19 protein-coding genes are annotated in these 24249 nt (G+C 69.0%); 7 read left to right on the forward strand and 12 right to left on the reverse strand.

From position 1 onward, the window contains the following. The first annotated feature begins 6 nt into the window (after positions 1-6). Positions 7-1536: a glutamate--cysteine ligase gene (gene gshA / locus VO99_RS08305; protein ID WP_046112348.1), complete on the forward strand. Its 1530-nt coding sequence runs from the start codon at positions 7-9 to the stop codon at positions 1534-1536. Positions 1537-1539: 3 nt separating this feature from the next. Here gshA and VO99_RS30170 read toward each other — a convergent pair whose 3' ends face one another. From VO99_RS30170 to phaC, 4 genes are all read right to left on the reverse strand, one after another. Further along, the gene (locus tag VO99_RS30170; protein WP_157039493.1) at positions 1540-1680 is read right to left on the reverse strand and encodes a hypothetical protein; all 141 of its coding nucleotides are present in this window, start codon (positions 1678-1680) and stop codon (positions 1540-1542) included. 107 nt (positions 1681-1787) lie between these two features. After that, a complete protein-coding gene (gene phbB, locus VO99_RS08310; protein ID WP_046112349.1) occupies positions 1788-2528 on the reverse strand; it encodes an acetoacetyl-CoA reductase in 741 nt (246 codons plus the stop codon). A gap of 81 nt (positions 2529-2609) precedes the next feature. Further along, complete coding sequence (locus tag VO99_RS08315) at positions 2610-3788, reverse strand: acetyl-CoA C-acetyltransferase (protein WP_046112350.1); 1179 nt, start codon at positions 3786-3788, stop codon at positions 2610-2612. Between the two features lie 52 nt (positions 3789-3840). After that, positions 3841-5583 carry a class I poly(R)-hydroxyalkanoic acid synthase gene (phaC, locus tag VO99_RS08320; RefSeq protein ID WP_046112351.1) on the reverse strand — a complete coding sequence of 581 codons (1743 nt, stop codon included), beginning with the start codon at positions 5581-5583 and terminating at the stop codon, positions 3841-3843. A 175-nt stretch (positions 5584-5758) separates the two neighbouring features. Here phaC and VO99_RS08325 point away from each other — a divergent pair, with 175 nt between their 5' ends. Then, complete coding sequence (locus tag VO99_RS08325; protein ID WP_046112352.1) at positions 5759-6106, forward strand: hypothetical protein; 348 nt, start codon at positions 5759-5761, stop codon at positions 6104-6106. On the opposite strand, the gene pgeF is transcribed toward VO99_RS08325, so the two are convergent. From pgeF to VO99_RS08340, 3 genes are read right to left on the reverse strand one after another with little or no spacing between them, the layout of a single operon-like run. Beyond that, positions 6038-6811: a peptidoglycan editing factor PgeF gene (gene pgeF, locus VO99_RS08330; protein WP_046112353.1), complete on the reverse strand. Its 774-nt coding sequence runs from the start codon at positions 6809-6811 to the stop codon at positions 6038-6040. The genes VO99_RS08325 and pgeF overlap by 69 nt on opposite strands. Next, positions 6801-7439 (reverse strand): maleylacetoacetate isomerase, encoded by a 639-nt coding sequence (gene maiA, locus VO99_RS08335; RefSeq protein ID WP_046112426.1) that lies wholly within the window; start codon positions 7437-7439, stop codon positions 6801-6803. Before maiA ends, pgeF begins: the two co-directional genes overlap by 11 nt. Positions 7440-7462: 23 nt before the next feature. Next, positions 7463-8155 carry a fumarylacetoacetate hydrolase family protein gene (locus VO99_RS08340; RefSeq protein WP_046112427.1) on the reverse strand — a complete coding sequence of 231 codons (693 nt, stop codon included), beginning with the start codon at positions 8153-8155 and terminating at the stop codon, positions 7463-7465. Positions 8156-8232: 77 nt separating this feature from the next. Here VO99_RS08340 and VO99_RS08345 point away from each other — a divergent pair, with 77 nt between their 5' ends. Next, on the forward strand, positions 8233-8775 hold the full coding sequence (locus tag VO99_RS08345) for an NUDIX hydrolase (protein ID WP_046112428.1): 543 nt from the start codon (positions 8233-8235) through the stop codon (positions 8773-8775). Here the strand turns inward: VO99_RS08345 and VO99_RS08350 are convergent. The 5 genes from VO99_RS08350 to aceE form a co-directional block, all read right to left on the reverse strand. Beyond that, positions 8772-10700, reverse strand: coding sequence for a bifunctional diguanylate cyclase/phosphodiesterase (locus VO99_RS08350; protein WP_083440448.1), 1929 nt, complete (start codon positions 10698-10700; stop codon positions 8772-8774). The two genes, VO99_RS08345 and VO99_RS08350, sit on opposite strands and share 4 nt — an antisense overlap. Before the next feature lie 18 nt (positions 10701-10718). Further along, positions 10719-11408, reverse strand: a complete 690-nt coding sequence (locus tag VO99_RS08355) for a transglutaminase-like cysteine peptidase (protein ID WP_232315303.1) — start codon at positions 11406-11408, stop codon at positions 10719-10721. Between the two features lie 174 nt (positions 11409-11582). After that, positions 11583-13379: a dihydrolipoyl dehydrogenase gene (gene lpdA / locus VO99_RS08360; protein ID WP_046112355.1), complete on the reverse strand. Its 1797-nt coding sequence runs from the start codon at positions 13377-13379 to the stop codon at positions 11583-11585. 16 nt (positions 13380-13395) lie between these two features. Next, entirely contained in the window at positions 13396-15111 is a 1716-nt protein-coding gene (gene aceF / locus VO99_RS08365; RefSeq protein WP_046112356.1) for a dihydrolipoyllysine-residue acetyltransferase, read from the reverse strand. Positions 15112-15132: 21 nt separating this feature from the next. Further along, positions 15133-17850 (reverse strand): pyruvate dehydrogenase (acetyl-transferring), homodimeric type, encoded by a 2718-nt coding sequence (aceE, locus tag VO99_RS08370; protein ID WP_046112357.1) that lies wholly within the window; start codon positions 17848-17850, stop codon positions 15133-15135. Positions 17851-18031: 181 nt separating this feature from the next. Between aceE and VO99_RS08375 the strand changes: the two genes are divergently transcribed. From VO99_RS08375 to VO99_RS08390, 4 genes are all read left to right on the forward strand, one after another. Next, positions 18032-20593, forward strand: coding sequence for a PAS domain-containing sensor histidine kinase (locus tag VO99_RS08375; RefSeq protein ID WP_046112358.1), 2562 nt, complete (start codon positions 18032-18034; stop codon positions 20591-20593). Next, positions 20590-21213, forward strand: a complete 624-nt coding sequence (locus tag VO99_RS08380; RefSeq protein WP_046112359.1) for a response regulator transcription factor — start codon at positions 20590-20592, stop codon at positions 21211-21213. Before VO99_RS08375 ends, VO99_RS08380 begins: the two co-directional genes overlap by 4 nt. A 96-nt stretch (positions 21214-21309) precedes the next feature. Beyond that, positions 21310-22167 carry a bifunctional methylenetetrahydrofolate dehydrogenase/methenyltetrahydrofolate cyclohydrolase FolD gene (gene folD, locus VO99_RS08385; RefSeq protein WP_046112360.1) on the forward strand — a complete coding sequence of 286 codons (858 nt, stop codon included), beginning with the start codon at positions 21310-21312 and terminating at the stop codon, positions 22165-22167. A gap of 25 nt (positions 22168-22192) precedes the next feature. Next, a complete protein-coding gene (locus tag VO99_RS08390; protein WP_046112361.1) occupies positions 22193-24223 on the forward strand; it encodes a M3 family metallopeptidase in 2031 nt (676 codons plus the stop codon). The last annotated feature ends 26 nt before the right edge of the window (positions 24224-24249 follow it).

Here is a 24249-nt window from a genome sequence, read left to right on the forward strand (position 1 = left end):
CCGCCCATGAACCGACTGCAACAACGCCTGCAGGACATCGCGCCTGCCCGCCTGGCGGCCATCAAGCGCGGCATCGAAAAAGAGAGCCTGCGCGCGCAGCCCGACGGGGCCCTGGCGCTCACGCCCCACCCGGCCGGGCTGGGTTCGGCGCTGACCAATCCGCACATCACCACCGACTTCAGCGAGTCGCAACTGGAGCTGGTGACCGGCGTGCACCAGGACGCCCAGGCCGCCATCGACGAGCTCACCCGCATCCACCAGTTCACCTACCACGTGATGGCGGAGGCGGGCGACGAGATGATGTGGGTCTCCAGCATGCCCTGCGGCCTGCCCACCGACGAGACGATTCCGCTGGGCCGCTACGGCAGCAGCAACGTCGGCCGTGCCAAGAGCGTCTACCGCATGGGCCTGGGCCACCGCTACGGCCGGCGCATGCAGACCATCTCGGGCATCCACTACAACTGGTCGCTGCCGGGCCTGAGCAACGACGAGTACTTCGCGCTGATCCGCAACTTCCGCCGCCAGTCCTTCGTGCTGCTGGTGCTGTTCGGCGCCTCGCCCGCGGTGTGCGCCAGCTTCGTGGAAGGCCGCCAGCACGAGCTGCAGCCGCTGACCGAGCGCACGCTGCACATGCCCCATGGCACCTCGCTGCGCATGGGCCGGCTGGGCTACCAGAGCGACGCGCAGGCGTCGCTGTCGGTGAGCTACAACTCGCTGGAAGGCTACGGCGCCAGCCTGCAGGAGGCGCTGACCAAGCCCTACCCTGCGTACGAGGCGGTGGGCATCCGCAACCCGGGCGGCGACTACAACCAGCTGGCCACTACGCTGCTGCAGATCGAGAACGAGTTCTACGGCACCATCCGGCCCAAGCGCGTGATCTTCCCGGGCGAGCGACCGCTGCATGCGCTGCGCGAGCGCGGCGTGGAGTACGTGGAAGTGCGCTGCATGGACCTCGATCCGTTCTTGCCCGCCGGCATCGATGCGGCCACCGCGCGCTTCCTGGACGTGTTCCTGATGCACTGCCTGCTGCAGGACAGCCCGAACGACACGCCCGACGAGATCGCCGCGCTGGCGCGCAACCAGCACCGCACGGCGGCCCGCGGCCGCGAGCCGGGGCTGACGCTGGAGCGCGGCGGCCGCGAGGTGAAACTGGCCGACTGGGGCGACGAGGTGCTGGCCGAGTGCGGCCCCATCGCCCAGGCGCTGGACGCTGCCACCGGCGCCGGCAGCGCCTACCGGGATGCGGTGGCTGCCGCCGTCACCGCCTGGTCGCAGCCCGATTCACTGCCTTCGGCCCGGGTGCTGCAGGCCCTGCGCCAGGAGCACGACGGCTCGTTCATCGGCTTCGCCCGCGCCCAGTCGCTGCGGACGCAGCGGGCCATGCTGGCCCTGCCCTATCCGCCGGAGATGGCGGCGCACTTCCGCGCCCTGGCCGAGCAGTCGGTGGAGGAGCAGAAGGCCATCGAGGCGGCCGACACGATGCCGTTCGAGATCTACCGACAGGCCTACCTCGCACCGCGGCGGTTGATCGCCTGAAGCTCAGGGCTCCGGGTGCTGCGGGTCGAACTCCGGTTCGGCCGGGTCGTTGGGCATCGGCACCTGGCCGTCGTCGGGCTCCACCGGGGGTGAGCCAGGCTGGTTCGGCGGCACGTCCTGTTCTTCATGCGGGCGGGGCTTCATCGCGGTACTCCTGGTTGAATGAGCTGGCAGGCGCCATTGAAAAAGCCCGCACTTGGCGGGCTTGCTTGGCAAACCGCGGGCCCTGGCGCCCGCGCCTTGTCAATGGCTCAGCCCATGTGCAGGCCGCCGTTGCAGCTGAAGTCGGCGCCGGTGGCAAAGCCGGACTCCTCGCCCGCCAGCCAGGCCACGATGGAGGCGATTTCCTCCGGCGTGCCCAGGCGCTTGATGGGGATGGTGCTGATGATCTTGTCCAGCACGTCCTGGCGGATGGCCTTGACCATGTCGGTGGCGATGTAGCCCGGGCTCACGGTGTTCACCGTTACGCCCTTGGAAGCCACCTCCTGCGCCAGCGCCATGGTGAAGCCGTGCATGCCGGCCTTGGCCGCCGAGTAATTGGTCTGGCCGAACTGGCCCTTCTCGCCATTGACCGACGAGATGTTGATGATGCGGCCCCAGCCCTGGTCCAGCATGCCGTCGATCACCTGCTTGGTGACGTTGAACATGCTGTCGAGGTTGGTGGACATCACCGCCTGCCAGTCGGCCAGGCTCATCTTGCGGAACTGGCCGTCGCGGGTGATGCCGGCGTTGTTCACCAGCACGCTGATCTGGCCGTGCTCGGCCTTCACCTTGTCGAATGCGGCGACGGTGGAATCCCAGTCGGCCACGTTGCCCACCGAGGCGTAGAAGGTGTAGCCCAGCGCGGCCTGCTCATCGAGCCACTTCTTGAAGTCACGGCTCGGGCCGCAGCCGGCGATGACCTTGAAGCCGTCCTTGTGCAGGCGCTGGCACATCGAGGTGCCGATGCCACCCATGCCACCCGTCACGTACGCCACTTTCTGTGCTGCCATTCGATATCTCCTCTTGCATCGTCCGCCGATGCATCACTATGTCCGTTGTCGCCCGGGCGACATCCCGGGCTTACCCGTGTTTCAGCGCTCGACCGTCAGGGCCACGCCCATGCCGCCGCCGATGCACAGGCTGGCGATGCCCTTCTTCGCGTTGCGGCGCTGCATCTCGTGCAGTAGCGTCACCAGGATGCGGCAGCCTGACGCACCGATCGGGTGGCCGATGGCGATGGCGCCGCCATTGACGTTGACCTTGCTCAGGTCCCAGCCCATCTCATTGTTGACGGCGCAGGCCTGTGCAGCGAAGGCTTCGTTGATCTCCAGCAGGTCGAGGTCCTGGGCCTTCCAGCCGGCGCGCTGCAGCGCCTTCTGCGAGGCGGGCACCGGGCCCATGCCCATGTAGGCCGGGTCCAGCGCCACGGTGGCGTAGCTGGCCAGGCGGGCCAGCGGCGTCAGGCCCAGCTGCTCGGCCTTCTTGGCCGTCATCAGCACCACGCCGGCGGCGCCGTCGTTGATGCCCGAGGCATTGCCGGCGGTCACCGAGCCGGCCTTGTCGAAGGCGGGACGCAGGCCGGCCAGGGCTTCGGCGGTGGTCTTCTTGTTGATGAACTCGTCGGCATCGAACAGCACCGGGTCGCCCTTCTTCTGCGGGATGCTCACCGGCACGATCTCGTCCTTGAACTTGCCGGCTTCCTGCGCGGCCACGGCCTTCTGCTGCGAGGCCAGGGCGAAGGCGTCCTGCTTCTCGCGGCTGATCTCATACTTCTTGGCCACGTTCTCGGCGGTGATGCCCATGTGGTACCGGTTGTACACGTCGAACAGGCCATCGTTGATCATGGTGTCGACCATCTTCCAGTCGCCCATGCGCTGGCCGTCGCGCGAGCCCATCAGCACGTGCGGCGACGCGCTCATGTTCTCCTGGCCGCCGGCGATGACGATCTCGGAATCACCGTCGCGGATGGCCTGCGCGCCCAGCATCACGGCCTTCAGGCCGGAGCCGCACACGGCGTTGATGGTGAGGGCCGGCACGCTCTGCGGCAGGCCGCCCTTGATCACGCTCTGGCGCGCCGGGTTCTGCCCCGAGCCGGCGGTCAGCACCTGGCCGAGGATCACTTCGTTGATCTGGTCGCCGGCCAGGCGCGCACGCTCCAGCAGGGCGGCGATCACCGTGGCGCCGAGTTCGGGCGCGGCGATCTTCGAGAGGGAACCACCGAACTTGCCCACGGCAGTTCGGGCGGCGGCGACGATGACGATGTCGGTCATGGGATGTCTCCTGTATGGACCGGTGTGGATGGAATGCTGGAACCGGGCGCCGTCAGGCCTTTTGCTTGACGTAGCGGCCGGGGGCAGGTTCGATGACCTTGTGGGTGCGGCTGCCGTAGGACTTCGGTGCTGCAACTTGTTTGCCAGCGTGCTGCGCGAGCCAGGCGGACCAGTCGGTCCACCAGCTGCCCGGGTGCTCCTGGGCGTCGGCGAACCAGTCGTCCGCGCTGGCGGGCACCGGATCCGTACTGCCGATCCAGTGGCTGCGCTTCTTCTTGGCCGGCGGGTTGATGACGCCGGCGATGTGGCCCGATGCGCCAAGGACGAATCGCTTCGGGCCGGAAAGGATCTTGAGGGACTGGAAGGCGGAGGTCCACGGCACGATGTGGTCCTCGCGAGAGCCGTAGACGTACACCGGCGCCTCGATGCGGCCGAGGTCGATCTGCTCGCCACACACGGTGAGCTTGCCGGGCACCTTCAGCTCGTCCTGCAGGTAGGTGTGGCGCAGGTACCAGCAGTACATCGGGCCGGGCAGGTTGGTGGAGTCGCTGTTCCAGTACAGCAGGTCGAACGGCGGCGGGGCTTCTCCCTTGAGGTAGTTGCCCACCACGTAGTTCCATACCAGGTCGTTCGGCCGCAGGAAGCTGAAGGTGGTGGCCAGCTCCTGGCCCTTCAGGAGCTTGGGGCCGGCGGGTGCGGCCTCGCCCAGCGTCAGCTCGCGCAGCTGCACCGCGGCCTCGTCGACGAAGAGGTCGAGCACGCCGGTGTCGCTGAAGTCCAGCAGCGTGGTCAGCAGCGTGAGGCTGGCGGCGGGTTGCTCGCCCCGCGCGGCGAGCACCGCCAGCGCGGTGCTGAGGATGGTGCCGCCGACGCAGAAGCCCAGCATGTCGAAGGTGTCGGCGCCGGTGATGTCCTGCACCGCGGCGATGGCGGCCAGCGCGCCATGCTCGATGTAGTCGTCCCAGGTCTTGGCGGCCAGCGACGCATCCGGATTGCGCCAGCTCATCACGAAGGTGCGGTGGCCCTGCTCCACCGAGTAGCGGATCAGCGAATTCTCGGGCTGCAGGTCCAGGATGTAGAACTTGTTGATGCACGGCGGCACGAACAGCATCGGCCGCTCATACACCTTGGCCGTCAGCGGCTTGTACTCGAGCAGCTGGAAGAACTCGTTCTCGTAGACGACGGCGCCCTCGCTGGTGGCCACGTTGCGGCCCACCTCGAAAGCACTTTCATCCGTCTGCGACACATGCCCCTGGCGCACGTCGTTCCACAGCTGCCGCAGGCCGGTGGCGATGCTCTCGCCCTGCGAGTCGATGGCCTTGCGCAGCGCCTCCGGATTCAGCGGCAGGCAGTTGCTGGGCGCGGCCGCGTCGATCCACTGCTGCACGGCGAAGCGCAGGCGGGCCTTGGTCTTGGCGTCGCCTTCCACCGCCTCGGCCATCTGCATCAGCGTGCGGGCATTCAGCAGGTAGGTCTGGGCGATGTAGGCGGCCGCGGGGCTCTTGGCCCATTCGGTGGCGGCGAAGCGGCGGTCGCGCAGCGCGGCCAGCGTGCCGGCCGGGTTGGCCGCGGCATCCCCAGCGGCGGCCGCCGCGGTGGCCAGGCCGCTGTTCATGCGGGTGAGCGTGTCGTTCCACAGCTCGGTGGCCTGCTTCAGGTAGTCGGACTGCACCTGGTTGATGCGGTCGGCCGGCAGCTTGAGGCCGGACATCGACTTCCAGATCTCGCCCAGGGCGTGCCCGAACGCCTGCGCGCCCTCCACGGGTTGGGGCAGGGTCGGGGTAGGCTTTGCCATCGTCTTGTCTCCGTCATGGTGGCCCGACGACTCCACCCGTCGGGAAGCGACTGCAATCGCTGGATTGTGGGGGTTGGGGCCGGTGGTTCGTGACCGAACGCACCCTTCCAGAACCCTCAGAATTCTGCATGATGAGCTTACTTTTCACTTACTGAAATACGCAGGTTTACTTAATATGTACCTCGTCGCGATTGCCTGGATGTACGTCGTCTTGATGATGGCGGTCGCCGAGGCCACCAGCAGTCAGGGCACGGTGCTCGGCGCGCTGGTCACCTTCGTGCTCTACGGCGCGCTGCCACTGTCCATCGTCATGTACCTGATGGGCACGCCGATGCGGCGCCAGGCCCGGCTGGCGCGGGAGGCGCAGGCCGCCGCGCAGGAGGCGGCGTTGCAGGAGACTGCGTTGCAGGAAGAGGTGCCGCCCGCAGCGGCAGGGACCGACGGCGGGGCGCCGTCAGCGCAGCCAGATGGCCGCGGCCAGGCGGCCGGTGACGCCGTCCCGCCGGTACGAAAAGAACCTTAACGGTGTTTCGACAGTGCACCAGGCACCGCCGGTCGTGGCGGCGACGCCACATGCCGCCAGTCGCTCCCGCGCCAGGGCGGGCAGGTCGGCCAGCCAGCGCAGCTCGCCGTCGGGCCGGCGGCGCGGGATGAAGCGGCGGTCGCCGGCGGGGTCGCCGCCGAAGGCCTGCAGCACCTCCGCGCCCACCTCGAACTGCCGCGGCCCGATGCACGGGCCCAGCCAGGCCTGAAGCGCGTCCGGCCCGCACCCGGCAGCGTCGCACAAGGCGGCCACGGTGGCATCGAGCACCCCGCCGGCCAGGCCGCGCCAGCCGGCATGCGCGGCCGCCACGCCGCGGCCGTGCGGTGCGGCGAACAGCACCGGCAGGCAATCGGCCACCTGCACCGTGCAGGCCACGCCGGGTTCCGTTGTGAAGGCGGCATCGGCTTCCAGCGGCTCGCTGCGCCGGGCGTCCGCGGCGGTCAGCCGCAGCACGGTGCGGCCATGCACCTGGCGCAGGAACACCGGCGCCGCGCCGATGGCCTCGGCGAAGCGGCGGCGGTTCTCGGCCACCGCCGCCGGGTCGTCGCCCACCGCCATGCCCAGGTTCAGGCCCTGCCACGGCCCGTGGCTGACGCCGCCCTCGCGGCTGCTCATCCAGGCGCCGACGCCGGGCGGCACCGGCCAGTCCGGCGTCAGGCCGGTGGCCAGCAGGTCACTCCGCATCGGGGCAGTTTCCCGGCTGCGCCTGGTCGAAGGCGGGCAGCTGCATGCAGGCCTCGTGCACCCGCATCACCGTGGGCACGTGGTCCAGCCGGCAGCCGAAGCGCTGCGCATTGAAGATCTGGGGCACCAGGGTGCAGTCGGCCATCGTGGGGGTGTCGCCGTGGCAGAAGCGGCCGGTGGCCGGGTGGCCGGCCAGCTGCTGCTCCACCGCCTGCAGGCCGGTTTCCACCCAGTGGCGGATCCAGCGCAGCTTGTCGTCCTCCGATACCTTCAGCTCGTGCACCAGGTAGCGCAGCACCTTCAGGTTGTTGATGGGGTGGATCTCGCAGGCCACGTCCAACGCCAGCGAGCGCACCCGCGCGCGGCCCAGCGCATCGCGCGGCAGCAGCGGCGGCTCCGGATGCGTCTCGTCCAGGTACTCGATAATGGCCAGCGACTGGGTGAGCGTGGCGTCGCCCGCGCACAGCGCCGGCACCAGGCGCGAGGGCGCCAGGGCTGCATAGGCGGGGCCTTGCTGCTCGTTGCGCACCAGGTGCACCGCCCGGTAGTCGTAGGGCAGGCCCTTGAGCCCCAGCGCGATGCGCACCCGGTACGAGGCCGAAGAGCGGAAGTAGCCGTAGAGCGCCAGGTCGACCGGACGCGCCGCGTCGCTCATCGGATCTGCACCCGCAGGCTGCCCAGGCCCTCGACGCTGCCCTCGATCAGGTCGCCGCGCACCACGGCGCCCACGCCGGCAGGCGTGCCGGTGAAGATCAGGTCGCCGGGCTGCAGGGTCCAGGCCTTGGACAGCGTCTCGATGGTCTCGGCCACGCTCCAGATCAGCTCGGTGAGGTCGCCCTTCTGCCGCGGCTGGCCGTTCACCTGCAGGGTGATCGCGCCCTTCAGCAGTTCGCCGGTGCGGGCGATGGGATGGATGGGGCCGATGGGCGCCGACTGCTCGAAGCCCTTGCCGATGCTCCAGGGCCGGCCCTGCTTCTTCATCTCGTTCTGCAGGTCGCGCCGGGTCATGTCCAGGCCCACCGCATAGCCGTAGATGTGCTTGACCGCATCGGCCGCGGCGATGTCGCGCCCGCCGGTGCCGATGGCCACCACCAACTCGATCTCATGGTGCAGGTTGCCGGTGAGCGTGGGGTACTCGACCTGGCCGGTCTCGCCGTCGGCCACCGGCACCACGGCGTCGGCGGGCTTCATGAAGAAGAACGGCGGCTCGCGGCCGCTGAAGCCCATCTCCTGGGCATGCTCGGCATAGTTGCGGCCCACGCAGTAGATGCGGTGCACCGGAAACAGGCCGCCACCGGCCACGGGCACGGCCGCGATGGCCGGTGCAGGTACGACAAAGTCCATGATGTCCTTGCTGTGATGCTGCGAAGGGAAGCGCCGGATGATGCCACTGCCCACGGCTAAACTCCGCCGCCATGCTGCTGACCGAGCGCGACAAGATCAAGCACTGCCGCGCCTGCGGCAGCGCGGTGAACTACCTCATTCCGCCCGACGACAACCGCGAACGCGCGGTGTGCCCGTCCTGCGGCACGGTTCACTACGAGAACCCGCTGAACGTGGTGGGCACCGTGCCCTACTGGGCCGACCAGGTGCTGCTGTGCAAGCGCAACATCGAGCCGCGCTACGGCTTCTGGACGCTGCCGGCCGGCTTCATGGAGCTGGGCGAGACCACCGCCCAAGGCGCCGCCCGGGAGACGGACGAAGAGGCCGGCGCCCACATCGAGATGGGCCCGCTGTTCAGCGTGATGAACGTGATGCGGGTGGGCCAGGTGCACATGTACTACCTGGCGCGGCTGACCGACACGGTTTTCAACCCGGGCCCGGAAAGCATCGAGGCCCGGCTGTTCCGCGAGGATGAGATCCCCTGGGACGAGATCGCCTTCCGCACCGTGCGGGAGACGCTCAAGCGCTACTTCGAGGACCGCCGCGCCGGTGCCTTCGGCCTGCACACGGCCGACATCTAGACCGGGGCCTGCTGGCTCGCCCAAGGGCCGGTGACGCCGTCCACGCCGCATTGCCACAGCGTGCGCACGTCGGCGTCGTCGGCCACGCCTTCGGCCTGCACCTGCATCGACATCGCATGCAGCAGCGCGACGGTGCTGCGCAGGAACTCCTGCGCCGCCTCGCTGTGGGCCACGCCGGCGCACACCGAGGCATCCAGCTTCACATAGTCCAGCCCCAGCTCGTACAGCCGGTCGATGCGGTGCAGCCGCTCGCCGGCATGCTCCAGCCCCAGCCGCACGCCCAGCGGCCGCACGGTGCGGCCGAAGGCCTGCACCGCATCGAACTGGTCGGCGGCCGCCGCCTCCGGCAGCTCCAGCCACAGCTGGCCGGCCGAGCGTGGCCGGTCTTCCAGCAGCTGGCGCAGGTGGGCGACGAAGCCGCTGTCGGCCACCGAGGCCGGTGCGATGTTGACCGCCCGCGCCGCGCCGTCTTCCTGGATGCCGGCCAGCGCCAGCGACACCGCCTCCGCATCGAACAGCGCGGTGAGCCGGTTGCGCATCGCCAGCGGCAGCCAGCGCGCGGCCGGCTCGTAAGCACCACCGGGCTGCAGCTGCACCCGCAGCGGGCACTCCAGGTGCAGGCGCCGGCCCATGCGGTCCACCACCGGGAAAGCCACCAGGCGCAGGCGGCCGGCCTTGTCCTCGATGGCGGACAGCAGCTGCACGCGCCAGGCCCGTTCGCCCTCGCCCAGGCCGCCGGCGCCGGCGCTGCCGTCCAGCACCTCGGCGTGGTAGGGCTTGCCGGCCTCGGCCCGGGCCAGCGCCAGGTCGGCCTGCGACATCAGGGCGCCCGGGCTGGCTTCGCGCGGCCATTCCACCGCGCCGATGAAAGCCCGCACCGCGCCGCTGTAGGTGGGCAGGCTGCTGCGCAGTGCCGCGGCGATGGATTCCGCCGTCTCGGCCGCCAGGCCGGGCGTGGGCAGCGCCAGCGCGAAGTCCGACCCGTTCAGCCGGCCGGCCAGGCAGCCGTCCACCCGCTCGGGATAGGTGCTCAGCACCTGGGCGATGGTCTCCAGCACCCGGTCGGTGGTGTCGCGGCCCACCGCCCGGTTCAGGCCGGTGACGTCGGCCAGCCGCACCAGCACCAGGCCACCGCCGTCGGCGCCGTCCTCGCGCTGCTGCAGCGCGCCGAGCTGGCCGAGAAAATGCGAGCGGTGCGGCAGGCCGGTCAGCGGGTCGCAATGGGCCTGGCGGCGCAGCGCCTCCGCCCGTGCGGCCTGCGCCTCGAACAGCGCCTTCATCCGCACCACCATGCCGTTCATGGCCGAGGCCACGCGGCGCAGGTCGGGCATGCTGGGTTCGTCCACGATGACGTAGCGACCGTCCTCCAGCGCCTGCGCCTGCCGCACGGTGGCTTCCAGCGGCGCGCGGATGCGCCGCACCACCATCAGCGACAGCAGCGCCGCCACCAGGCCCACGCCCAGCATCACCAGGCTGGCCCGCACGCCGCCGCGCCACAGCTCGTCGTAGGCATAGCTGTCGTGCGACACCACGGTGACCGTCCCCAGCGAACGCCAGCCGTCCGACACCTGCGCGACGCCCGGCGAGGAGCTGATGGGCAGCAGTGCCGTGAACCAGCCCGGCGCCCGCAGCGGCCCGGCCGGCGTCTCGCTGACGATGCCGGTGCCGCCATCGGCACGCGCCAGCGCGATGCGCCGGTAGAAGCCCGTGTCGGCCTGCGCGGCCACCACCAGCTTCATCAGTTCGTCGTCGCCGCCCTGCTGCGACAGCACCAGCGCCAGCGCCTGGGCGGTGTCGTTGTTCTTCATGGCCAGCTGCGTCTGCAGCACGGCCCGGGTGGACAGCAGGTTGACGCTCACGGCGCCGCCGATCGCGAGCAGCAGCACCGCGGCCAGCAACAACCAGAGTTGGCGTATCAACGACATGGAAAACGGATCCTTCTCTCAAAAACCTTCGGCGCGGGCCTTGCCCAGCACCTCGCGCCAGCGCGACAGGCGCGCCACCGGATCACCGGCACGTTCCGCCCCGACACCCTGCCACAAGCCCTCGCCGTTGAAGCTGAAAACAGGCACCAGATCCGGGCGCCGTGTGGCCGGGCGCACATCGGGCACCAGGTTGTCGAGGATCAGCGGATCGGCCTGTGGCGAGGCATGGTAGGCAAGCACCATGTGCGCTTGCGGCGGCCCGCCTCCCCCGAGTTGGGCCCGGACATACACCAATCGCAATCGGGACACGGGCGTGCCTGCGGCCACCAGGCTGAAGTACTTGGCGATGGCGAAGTCCTCGCAATCGCCCTCGCCACGCGCCAGCGTTTCCAGCGGGCTGGCCCAGTAGTCGATCTGGTTCCACACCACGGTGTCCTCCCGGAAGCGGATACGGCGGTTGAAGAAGTCGTTGACGAAGCGCAGGCGGTCCTCCTCCTGCATCTCCGCGGCCTGCACCAGCGCCGGCCGCAGCGCGGGCAACGCGGCCACGGCCGCCGGGCCCAGCAGCTGGGCGGCGATGGCCATGCGGTCGTCGTCCCACGGCGCGGCGTGCAGCGTGCCGGCCACGAGCGCCGCGCCGGCCAGCAGCGCGGCCAGCAGCCAGCGGGCCCCGCGTCGCAGCAGCGGCGCCGGACACGCTGCGGGCACGCAGGAGCGGAAGGCGGAAGGCACGGGTGGCGGCAGACAACGCGGGCGCCAGCCCGACGCGGGCGGCTCGTGCCTTCTGTTTCGTCATCCACCCCGCCGACTTGAGCCGCGGCCACTTCGCGCGGCGGCATGAAAAAGGCCGCCCAAGGGCGGCCCGCGCGGCGGTGAGGCCGGTCAGCGCTTCTGCGGCGGCAGGTCGGTGCAGCTGCCGTGGGCCACTTCGGCGGCCATGCCGATGCTCTCGCCCAGCGTGGGGTGCGGGTGGATGGTCTTGCCGATGTCCACCTCGTCGGCGCCCATCTCGATGGCCAGGGCCACCTCGCCGATCATGTCGCCGGCATGCGTGCCGACGATGCCGCCGCCTAGGATGCGGTGCGTCTCGGCATCGAACAGCAGCTTGGTGAAGCCCTCGTCGCGGCCGTTGGCGATGGCGCGGCCCGAGGCCGTCCACGGGAACAGGCCCTTCTTGACCTTGATGCCCTTGGCCTTGGCCTCGTCCTCGGTCAGGCCCACCCAGGCCACCTCGGGGTCGGTGTAGGCCACGCTGGGGATCACCCGGGCGTCGAACTGCACCTTGGTGTCGCCGGAGGCGACTTCCGCCGCCACATGACCCTCATGCACCGCCTTGTGCGCCAGCATCGGCTGGCCGACGATGTCGCCGATGGCGAAGATGTGGGGCACGTTGGTGCGCATCTGCACGTCCACCGGGATGTAGCCACGCTCGCCCACGATCACGCCGGCCTTCTCGGCGCCGATCTTCTTGCCGTTGGGCGTGCGGCCCACGGCCTGCAGCACCAGGTCATAGAGCTGCGGTTCCTTGGGCGCGCCCTCGCCTTCGAAGCTCACGCGGATGCCCTCGGCCGTGGCCTCGGCGCCCACGGTCTTGGTCTTGAGCATGATGTTGTCGAAGCGCTTGGCATTCATCTTCTGCCACACCTTGACCAAGTCGCGGTCGGCGCCCTGCATCAGGCCGTCGAGCATCTCGACCACGTCCAGCCGCGCGCCGACAGTGGCGGAGTACACCGTGCCCATTTCCAGGCCGATGATGCCGCCGCCCACCAGCAGCATGCGCTTGGGCGTCTGGCGCAGCTCCAGCGCGCCGGTGGAGTCGACGATGCGCGGGTCCTTCGGGAAGAAGGGCAGGTGCACCGCCTGCGAGCCGGCGGCGATGATGCACTGCTTGAACCTGATGGTCTGCGTCTTGCCCGTGCCTTCACGGCCGGTGCCGGTCGTTTCCTCGACCTGCAGATGGTGCGGGTCGACGAACTGGCCGTTGCCGCGGACCACCGTCACCTTGCGCATCTTGGCCATGGCGGTGAGGCCGCCGGTGAGCTTGCCCACCACCTTATTCTTGTGCGCCAGCAGCTTGGCCGGGTCCACCTGCGGCTCGGCATAGGTGACGCCGAGGTCGGCAAAGTGCTTGACCTCGTCCATCACCGAAGCCACGTGCAGCAGCGCCTTGCTGGGGATGCAGCCCACGTTCAGGCACACGCCGCCCAGGGTGGGATAGCGCTCGACGATCACCGTCTTCATGCCCAGGTCGGCGGCGCGGAAGGCGGCCGAATAACCGCCGGGGCCGGCGCCGAGCACGAGCATGTCGCACTCGATGTCGGCACCGCCGGCATAGCTGCCGGCGGCGGGGGCCGGGGCTGCGGCGGCAGCAGGTGCCGCGGCCGGCGCAGGGGCCGGGGTCGGGGCCGGTGCGGGCGCGGCAGCGGCCGGCGCCGCAGCGCCTTCGGCTTCCAGCATCAGCAGCAGGCTGCCTTCGCTGACCTTGTCGCCGATGGCCACCTTCAGCTCCTTGACCACGCCGGCGGCCGACGACGGAATCTCCATCGAGGCCTTGTCGCTCTCCACCGTCACCAGGCTCTGCTCGGCCTTCACCGTGTCGCCGGGCTTGACCAGCAACTCGATCACCGCCACTTCGCTGAAGTCGCCGATGTCCGGAACCTTCACTTCGATCAATGCCATGTCGTGATCCTTCCGGTCAGAGGACGATGCGGCGGAAATCAGCCAGCAGCGAAGCGAAATACACGTTGAAGCGGGCCGCGGCCGCGCCGTCGATCACGCGGTGGTCCCAGCTCAGGCTCAGCGGCAGGATGAGCCGCGGCACGAACTGCTTGCCATCCCAGCGCGGCTCCATGGTGCTCTTGCACACGCCCATGATGGCCACCTCGGGCGCGTTGATGATCGGCGTGAAGTACTTGCCGCCGATGCCGCCCAGCGAGCTGATCGAGAAGCAGCCGCCGCTCATGTCGGCCGGGCCCAGCTTGCCGTCGCGCGCCTTCTTGGCCAGATCGCCCATCTCCTGGCTGATCTGGAAGATGCCCTTCTTGTCGGCGTCCTTGATCACCGGCACCACCAGGCCATTGGGCGTGTCCGCCGCGAAGCCGATGTGGAAGTAGTTCTTCAGCACCAGCTGGTCGCCGTCGAGCGAGCTGTTGAACTCGGGGAACTTCTTCAGCGCCGCCACGGCCGCCTTGATCATGAAGGCCAGCATCGTGACCTTGATGCCCGACTTCTCGTTCTCCTTGTTGGTGGCCACGCGGAAGGCCTCCAGCTCGGTGATGTCAGCATCGTCGTGGTTGGTGACGTGCGGGATCACCACCCAGTTGCGATGCAGGTTGGCACCGCTGATCTTCTTGATGCGCGAGAGGTCCTTGCGCTCGACCGGGCCGAACTTGGTGAAGTCCACCGTCGGCCAGGGCAGCAAGCCCGGGAAGGCACCGCCGCCCGCCGCAGCAGCGGCTGCCGGCTTGGCGGCGGCGGCCGCCTTCGTCTGCGCGCTGCCGTTCATCACGCTCTTGACGAAGGACTGCACGTCCTCCTGCGTGATGCGGCCCTTGGGGCCGGAGCCCTTCACTTCTTCCAGCGGCACGCCCAGTTCGCGGGCAAAGCGGCGGATGGAGGGCGACGCATGCGGCAGGTTGCCCTTGGGCGTGCCGGGCTCGTGGGCCGGCAGCGCCGCGGTGGGCGAAGTGCGCTCGGGCGCGGGCGCCGAAGCGGCGGCCGGCGTCGGGGCGGGCGCAGCCGCTGCGGGTGCCGGGGCGGCGGCGGCAGGCGACGGGGCAGCGGCCGGCGCCGCAGCACCGGCGGCGCCTTCCAGCACCGCGATCAGCGTGCCCTTGGACACCTTGTCGCCCACCTTCACCTTCAGGTCCTTCACCACGCCGGCATGCGACGACGGGATCTCCATCGAGGCCTTGTCGCTCTCGACGGTGATGAGGCTCTGCTCCACCTTCACGCTGTCGCCGGGCTTGACCATCACCTCGATCACGGCCACTTCGTCAAAGTCGCCGATGTCGGGCACGGTGACCTCGATCGGGCCGGCGGCCGCAGCCGGCGCGGGCGCCGGGGCCGGAGCCGGCGCGGGCGCCGGGGCCGGAGCGGCAGCAGCAGACGCCGGCGCCGCAGCGGCCGCGGGCGCTGCTGCGGGAGCCGGGGCCGGCGCCGCAGCGCCTGCGTCGGCCGATTCCAGCATCAGCACCAGCGTGCCTTCGCTGACCTTGTCGCCCACCTTGACCTTGAGCTCCTTCACCACGCCGCCGTGCGACGAGGGGATCTCCATCGAGGCCTTGTCGCTCTCGACGGTGATGAGGCTCTGTTCCGCCTTGATGGTGTCGCCGGGCTGAACCATCAGCTCGATGATCTCGACTTCCTTGAAGTCCCCGATGTCGGGGACCTTCACTTCGATCAATGCCATGAGGTTGTCTCCGTCTGCCTTTTATGCGTACAGCGGGTTGATCTTGTCGGGGTTGATGCCGTACTTCTGGATGGCCTCGGCCACCTTGCTCACGGGCACCGCGCCGTCGTCGGCAAGCGCCTTGAGCGCCGCCACCACCACGTAGTGGCGGTTCACCTCGAAGTGCTCGCGCAGCTTGCTGCGGAAGTCGCTGCGGCCGAAGCCGTCGGTGCCCAGCACCTTGTAGCTGCGGCCCTTGGGAATGAAGGCGCGGATCTGCTCCGCGTAGTTCTTCATGTAGTCGGTGCTGGCGATCACCGGGCCCGCATGCGCGCCCAGCTGCTCCGTCACGTAGGGCACGCGCGGCGTCTCGGTCGGGTGCAGCAGGTTCCAGCGCTCGGCGTCCTGGCCGTCGCGGGTGAGCTCGTTGAAGCTCGGGCAGCTCCAGATGTTGGCCGCCACGCCCCAGTCGGCGGCCAGCAGTTCCTTGGCGGCGATGCTCTCGCGCAGGATGGTGCCGCTGCCCAGCAGGTTGACCCGCGGCGCACCGGCGGCCGGTGCGGCGCCTTCTTCCAGCAGGTACATGCCCTTGATGATCTGCTCCTCGGTGCCGGCCTTCAGGCCCGGCATCGGGTAGTTCTCGTTGAGCAGCGTCAGGTAGAAGTAGACGTTGTCCTGCTTCTCGACCATGCGCTTCAGGCCATGGTGCAGGATCACGCCCACCTCGTGCGCGAAGGTCGGGTCGTAGCTGATGCAGTTGGGGATGGTGCCGGCCAGGATGTGGCTGTGGCCGTCCTCGTGCTGCAGGCCTTCGCCGTTCAGCGTGGTGCGGCCCGAGGTGCCGCCCAGCAGGAAGCCACGGGCCTGCATGTCGCCGGCGGCCCAGGCCAGGTCGCCGATGCGCTGGAAGCCGAACATCGAGTAGTAGATGTAGAACGGCACCATGATGCGGTTGTTCGTCGAATACGACGTCGCCGCGGCGATCCAGCTGGCCATGCCGCCGGCCTCGTTGATGCCTTCCTGCAGGATCTGGCCGGCCTTGTCTTCCTTGTAATACATGACCTGGTCCTTGTCGACCGGCGTGTACTGCTGCCCCGCGGGGTTGTAGATGCCGATCTGGCGGAACAGGCCTTCCATGCCGAAGGTGCGCGCCTCGTCCACCAGGATGGGCACGGTGCGCGGGCCCAGGTCCTTGTCGCGCAGCAGCTGCGTCAGGAAGCGCACGAAGGCTTGCGTGGTGCTGATCTCGCGGCCTTCGGCCGTCGGCTCGAGCACGGCCTTGAAGGTTTCGATCGGCGGAATGGCGAACGACTCTTCGGCCTTGGTGCGGCGCTGCGGCAGGTAGCCGCCGAGGGCCTGGCGGCGCTCGTGCAGGTACTTCATCTCCGGCGTGTCGTCGGCCGGCTTGTAGAACGGAATCTCCGCCAGCTTGTCGTCGGGGATGGGGATGTTGAAGCGGTCGCGGAAGGCCTTCACGTCCTCGTCCACCAGCTTCTTGGTCTGGTGGGCGGTGTTCTTGCCCTCGCCGATCTTGCCCATGCCGAAGCCCTTGACGGTCTTGATCAGCAGCAGGGTCGGCTGGCCCTTGTGGTTCACGGCGCGGTGGTAGGCGGCGTACACCTTCTGCGGGTCATGGCCGCCGCGCTGCAGGCGCCAGATGTCGTCGTCGCTCATCTTGGCGACCATCTCAAGCAGCTTGGGGTCGCGGCCGAAGAAGTTCTTGCGCACGAAGGCACCGTCGTTGGCCTTCATGGCCTGGTAGTCGCCGTCGACGGTGTCCATCATCACCTTGCGCAGCGCACCGTCCTTGTCGCGGGCCAGCAGCGGATCCCAGTAGCTGCCCCACAGCAGCTTGATGACGTTCCAGCCCGAGCCGCGGAACTCGCCCTCCAGCTCCTGGATGATCTTGCCGTTGCCGCGCACCGGGCCGTCCAGCCGCTGCAGGTTGCAGTTGATGACGAAGATCAGGTTGTCGAGCTTCTCGCGCGCGGCCAGGCCGATGGCGCCCAGGCTTTCCGGCTCGTCCATTTCGCCGTCGCCGCAGAACACCCACACCTTGCGCTGGCTCGTGTCGGCGATGCCGCGGGCATGCAGGTACTTCAGGAAACGCGCCTGGTAGATGCCCATCAGCGGGCCCAGACCCATCGACACCGTGGGGAACTGCCAGAACTCCGGCATCAGCTTCGGATGCGGATAGCTGGAGATGCCCTTGCCGTCCACTTCCTGGCGGAAGTTGAGCAGCTGCTCCTCGGTGATGCGGCCTTCCAGGAAGGCGCGGGCATAGATGCCGGGCGCCGAGTGGCCCTGGATGTAGAGCAGGTCGCCGCCGTGCACGCCGTCGTCGCCGTGCCAGAAGTGGTTGAAGCCCGCGCCGAACATCGTGGCCAGCGAGGCGAAGCTGGAGATGTGGCCGCCCAGGTCGCCACCGTCCACCGGATGCAGGCGGTTGGCCTTGACCACCATCGCCATGGCATTCCAGCGCATGTACGCGCGCAGGCGCTCCTCGATCTCCAGGTTGCCGCCGCAGCGCTCTTCCTGGTCGGTGGGAATGGTGTTGACGTAGGCGGTGGTGGCCGAGAACGGCACGTCGATGCCGGCCTGACGCGCGTGGTCGATCAGCTGCTCGAGCAGGAAATGCGCTCGCTCACCGCCTTCGGCGCCGATGACTGCAGAGAGGGCGTCCAGCCACTCGCGGGTTTCCTGGCTGTCGGAATCGTTGGCGGCCGCGCCGCCGGAGAAGGATTCGGGCACTGCAGACATGCGTTGTCTCCTGGTTTTTTACCGAGGTGGTCGATGGGGCGGGGGTAAAACGGGCGGCAGTTTCGCACAACTCCACCAATTTTCAAACAGTGAGAGTTCGTTTTGTAATGTGAAATTTCAGAGGGTTTAGGAGGGAGTCCGTGCCGCGAAATCCTGCTTCCCGCGCTCCGATAATCCGCCGATGCAGCCCCGCCACGATCTGTTTGCCTCAGGAAGTACTTCGTTCACCCGGGGGCAGCGCTTGCTCAACCGCTGGTGGCGGCGGCAGTCGCCAGCGCGGCAGGACCGCTTCGTCACCATCGGGCCGCTGGTGTCGGTGCTGCTCTTCCTCGCGGCCATCATCTCGGCCTTCTGGTACCTGCGCAACGAAGAGATCGAGCGCGAGATCGAGTCGGTGCGGCGCGACACCGAGATCGTCCAGCAGCAGATCCGCCTGCGCCTGATCGAGAGCCAGGAGCAGATGATCCGGCTGGCCGGGCAGATGACCCGCCGCCCGATCGACGCCGCCGACTTCATCGACCAGGCCGCCACGCTGGGCCGCGAACGGCCCGAGATCACGCAGATCGCGTGGGTGACCGCCGAGCGTGAGCGCAAGGCCAGCCACTCGGTCTCCGGCTATCCGGTGGAGGCCAATCCGGCGCTCGATCCCTCGCTGCCCGCGCTGGGCCGCGCCAGCGAGCCCGAGCGTGCCTTCGGCGTGGCGCGCGACCTGCGCCAGCCGGTGTACTCGCGCGCGTTCGTGAACCCCGCGGCCGCGCCGGTGTTCCAGCTGCAGGTGCCGCTGTTCGACGGCAGCCGCTTCGCGGGCGTGCTGCTGGCCGAGTATTCGGTGGAGACGCTGCTGCGCCTGGCCGTGCCGGACGTGGTGATCAAGCGCCACACCATCGCCGTGCTGGACGACCAGGCGCGCGAGGTGGCCAGCAGCGAGTCATCGCGCCGCAGCCAGATCATTCCGCGCGCGCCCATCGTGCACGACGCGCCGCTGGCGCCCACCGCCAACGGCCTGGTGGTACGTGGCCAGGGCTGGCGCACTTCCATCGGCCTGATCAGCAACACGCTGTTCTGGATGGTGGTGGCGCTGTCGGGCCTGACGGTGTGGATGCTGCTGGCCACCTGGCGCCACATGCGCCGCCGCGGGCAGATCCAGGGCGCGCTGGTGCAGGAGACCAACTTCCGCCGCGCGATGGAGAACTCCATGCTCACCGGCATGCGCGCACTCGACATGGAAGGCCGCATCACCTACGTGAACCCCGCGTTCTGCGCGATGACCGGCTTCTCCGAGGCCGACCTGATCGGCGCGCGCCCGCCCTTCCCGCACTGGCCGCCCACGCTGATCGACGAGAACATGCGGCTGCTGCAGCAGGAACTGCAGGGCCGCAGCCCGGCCGGCGGCATCGAGGTGAAGGTGATGCGCAAGGACGGCACGCAGTTCGATGCGCGCATGTACGTCTCGCCGCTGATCGACAGCAAGGGCCACCAGACCGGCTGGATGACCTCGATGACCAACATCACCGAGGCCAAGCGCATCCGCGACCAGCTCTCGGCCTCGCACGAGCGCTTCACCACCGTGCTGGAAGGCCTGGACGCCGCGGTGTCGGTGCTGTCGGTGCAGCAGAGCGAGCTGCTGTTCGCCAACCGCTCGTACCGGCTGTGGTTCGGCGCCGAGGCGCGCGGCCACGACCTGCTGGCCGGGCCCAACGCCGCGCTGCGCTTCCTGGCCGACCAGGACGACATGGTGGACAGCCTCTCGGGCCTGCCCACCGAGGAGCTGACCGAAGCCGGCTCCGACCCACGCGAGGTGTACGTCGAGTCGCTCAACAAGTGGTTCGACGTGCGCAGCCGCTACCTGCAGTGGACCGACGGCCGGCTGGCGCAGATGCTGATCGCCACCGACATCACCGCCCGCCGCCGGGCGGAGGAACAGGCCTCGCGCCAGGCCGAGAAGGCGCAGGTGACCAGCCGGCTGGTGACCATGGGCGAGATGGCTTCATCGGTGGCGCATGAGCTGAACCAGCCGCTGACCGCCATCGCCAACTACTGCAACGGCATGGTCAGCCGGGTGAAGAATGACGCCATCCAGAAGGACGACCTGATCGCCGCGCTGGAGAAGACATCGCGCCAGGCGCAGCGGGCCGGGCAGATCATCCACCGCATCCGCAGCTTCGTGAAACGCAGCGAGCCGCAGCGCCAGCGTGCCGAGGCCCGCACCATCATCGACGAGGCGGTGGAGCTGGCCAACATCGAGCTGCGCCGCCGCAACGTGGAGCTGCACACCTACGTGGCGCAGCGCCTGCCGCCGCTGATGTGCGACCCCATCCTGATCGAGCAGGTGGTGCTCAACCTGGTGAAGAACGCGGCCGAGGCCATCGACGTGGCGCAGATGCCGCCGCAGCGCCGCCACATCGAGCTGCGCGTGGTGCCGCGCCACACGCCCGAGGAAGGCGGTGTGATCGAATTCAGCGTGACCGACATGGGCCCGGGCATGAAGGAGGACGTGCTGTCGCGCATGTACGAGGCCTTCTTCTCCACCAAGGCCGACGGACTGGGCATCGGCCTCGGTCTGTGCCGGTCCATCGTCGAGAGCCACCGGGGGCGGATCAAGGCGCAGAACCTCTACAATGGAGAGTCGGTCGTGGGCTGCAGATTCGTCTTCACGCTCCCTGTCGACACCGCCCTGCCCCGCAGTGAATTCCCCCCTGCGGCGGCGCCCTCAGCCCCTGCCAACAACACCGTTGCCTCATGAGTTTGATTCCCAAAAAGGGTACCGTGTATGTCGTCGATGACGACGAGGCCGTGCGCGATTCGCTGCAGTGGCTGCTCGAGGGCAAGGACTACCGCGTGAAGTGCTTCGACTCCGCCGAGTCGTTCCTCTCGCGCTTCGATCCGCGCGAAGTGGCCTGCCTGATCGCCGACATCCGCATGGACGGCATGAGCGGCCTGGAGCTGCAGGACCGCCTGAAGGAACGCCGCTCGCCGCTGCCCATCACCTTCATCACCGGCCATGGCGACGTGCCCATGGCCGTCACCACGATGAAGAAGGGCGCGATGGACTTCATCGAGAAGCCGTTCAAGGAAGAGGAACTGCTGAACCTGGTGGAGCGCATGCTCGATTCGGCCCGTGCTGCCTTCTCGCAGCACCAGGAAGAAGCCAGCCGCGGCGCGCTGCTGGCCCGCCTGACCACGCGCGAGGCCCAGGTGCTGGAACGCATCGTGGCCGGCCGCCTGAACAAGCAGATCGCCGACGACCTGGGCATCAGCATCAAGACGGTGGAGGCGCACCGCGCCAACATCATGGAAAAGCTCAATGCCAACACCGTGGCCGACCTGCTGAAGATCGCGCTCGGCGCGCAATCGAAGGCCTAGGCAGCGCACGGCTTGGCGGCGCCGGCGGCGCCCAACGATCACTCGCCACCCACCAGGCCGCCCTCCAGCGGCCTGTTTACTTTCCGGACCCCACCCATGACCGCCCAGATCATCGACGGCACCGCCCTCTCCAACCAAGTTCGCGCCCAGGTGGCGGTGGAAGCCGCCGCGCTGGCACAGCAGCAGGGCCGCAAGCCGGGGCTGGCCGTCATCCTGGTGGGCGACGACCCGGCCAGCGCCGTGTACGTGCGCAACAAGGTCAAGGCCTGCAACGACAACGGCCTGCATTCGGTGCTGGAGCAGTACCCCGCCTCGCTGACCGAGGCCGAGCTGCTGGCGCGCATCGCCGCGCTGAACGCGGACGAGGCCATCCACGGCATCCTGGTGCAGATGCCCGTGCCCCGGCACATCGACCCGCACAAGGTGATCGAGGCCATCGCGCCCGAGAAGGACGTGGACGGCTTCTCGGTGCGTAGCGCGGGTGAGCTGATGAGCGGGCTGCCCGGCCTGCGCCCGGCCACGCCCTACGGCTGCATGAAGCTGATCGAAAGCACCGGCGTGCCGATCAAGGGCAAGCATGCGGTCGTCATCGGCCGCAGCAACACGGTGGGCAAGCCGATGGCGCTGCTGCTGCTGCAGGCGCATGCCACCGTCACCATCTGCCACAGCGGCACGCCCGACCTGGGCGCGCACACCCGGCTGGCCGACATCGTGGTGGCCGCCACCGGCCGCCGCAACACGCTGACGGCCGACATGGTCAAGCCCGGCGCCATCGTCATCGACGTGGGCATCAACCGCAACGAGGAAGGCAAGCTCTGCGGCGACGTCGACTTCGCGGCGGTCAAGGAAGTGGCCGGTTTCATCAGCCCGGTGCCGGGCGGCGTGGGGCCGATGACGATCGCGATGCTGCTGGTGAACACCCTGGAAGCCGCACGGGCCGCCGCGGCGCGGTAAAACGGGCCATCCACAAGGAACTCGCATGACCGACCTCTCGACCAATCCCCTGCTCAAGACCGGCGGCCTGCCCGCCTTCGACGCCATCCAGCCCGAGCATGTGGGCCCGGCCGTGGACCAGCTGCTGGCCGATGCCTCCGCCGCGCTGGAACGCGCGGTGAGCGACGAGGTGCCTGCCACCTACGAGGCGATGTCCGCGGTGCTGGACGTGGCCACCGAGCGCCTGGGCACCAGCTGGGGCGCCGTCAGCCACCTGAGCCATGTGATGGACACGCCCGCTCTGCGCGCGGCCTACACCGAGAACCTGCCCAAGATCAGCGAGTTCTACACCCGGCTGGGCGCCGACGAGCGGCTCTACGCCAAGTACAAGGCCATCGCCAACGCGCCCGAGGCCGCGCAGCTGAGCGCGCCACGCCGCAAGGCGCTGGCCAATGCGATGCGCGACTTCGTGCTGTCGGGCGCCGAGCTGCAGGGCGAGGCCAAGGCCCGCTTCGCCAAGATCCAGGAGCGGCTGTCGGAGCTGAGCCAGCAGTACCGCGAGCATGTGCTGGATGCCACCGACGCCTTCAGCTACTACGCCAGCGACGCCGAGATGGCCGGCGTGCCGGAAGACGTGCGCGAGGCCGCACGCAACGCCGCCGCGGCCGACGAGAAGGAAGGCTACAAGATCACGCTGCAGTTCCCGAGCTACTACCCGGTGATGCAGTACGCCAGCGACCGTTCGCTGCGCGAGAAGATCTACACCGCCTACGTCACCCGCGCCAGCGAACTGGGCCCGCCCGAGCGCGACAACAGCGCGGTGATGACCGAGCTGCTGCAGCTGCGCCAAGAGGAAGCGCAGCTGCTGGGCTACGGCAGCTATGCCGACGTGTCCCTCGTGCCCAAGATGGCCGAATCGCCGGACCAGGTGCGCGGCTTCCTGGCCGACCTGGCCGCCCGCGCCCGCCCCTATGCCGAGCGCGACCTGGCCGAACTGCGCCGGTTCGCGGCCGACGAGCTGGGCCTGACCGACCTCAAGCCCTGGGACACCGCCTTCGCCAGCGAGCGGCTGAAGCAGGCGCGCTACGCCTTCAGCGACAACGAGGTGAAGCAGTACTTCACCGAACCCAAGGTGCTGGACGGCCTGTTCCGCATCATCGAGACCGTGTTCGAGGTGCAGATCCGCCCCGACACCGCGCCGGTGTGGCACGAGCATGTGCGCTTTTTCCGCGTGGAGCGCGAGGGCACGCTGCTGGCGCAGTTCTACCTCGACCCCTATGCCCGCCAGGGCAAGCAGGGCGGCGCCTGGATGGACGACGTGCGCGTGCGCTGGGCGCGGCCCGAGGGCACGCTGCAGACGCCGGTGGCGCACCTGGTGTGCAACTTCCCGTCGCCGCAGCCGGGCCGGCCCGCGCTGCTCACGCACGACGACGTCATCACCCTGTTCCACGAGTTCGGCCACGGCCTGCACCTGATGCTCACGCAGGTGGCCGACATCGGCGTGTCGGGCCTGTCGGGCGTGGAATGGGACGCGGTGGAGCTGCCCAGCCAGTTCATGGAGAACTTCACCTGGGAATGGGAGGTGCTGCAGCGCCTGACCGCCCACGTGGACACCGGCGAGCCGCTGCCGCGCGCGCTGTTCGACAAGATGATCGCGGCCAAGAACTTCCAGAGCGGCATGGCCACGCTGCGGCAGATCGAGTTCGCGCTGTTCGACATGCGCCTGCACCACGAGCCCGGCGCAGCCACCCAGGTGCAGCAGGTGCTGGATGAAGTGCGGCGCGAGGTGGCGGTCCTGGAGGCCACGCCCTTCAACCGCTCGCAGCACACCTTCTCGCACATCTTCGCAGGCGGTTATGCGGCGGGCTACTACAGCTACAAGTGGGCCGAGGTGCTGTCGGCCGACGCCTGGGGCGCCTTCGAGGAAACCGGCCCGCTGGACGTCGAGACGGGGCGCCGCCTGCGCCGCGAGGTGCTGGAAGTCGGCGGCAGCCGCCCGGCGATGGACAACTTCAAGGCCTTCCGCGGCCGTGAGCCGTCGATCGACGCGCTGATGCGCCATCAGGGCATGGTGTGAGCCCCGGGCTGCATGCGGTAGATTGC

The organism is Aquincola tertiaricarbonis, assembly GCF_000969605.1.
Classification (GTDB): Bacteria; Pseudomonadota; Gammaproteobacteria; order Burkholderiales; family Burkholderiaceae_C; genus Aquincola; species Aquincola tertiaricarbonis.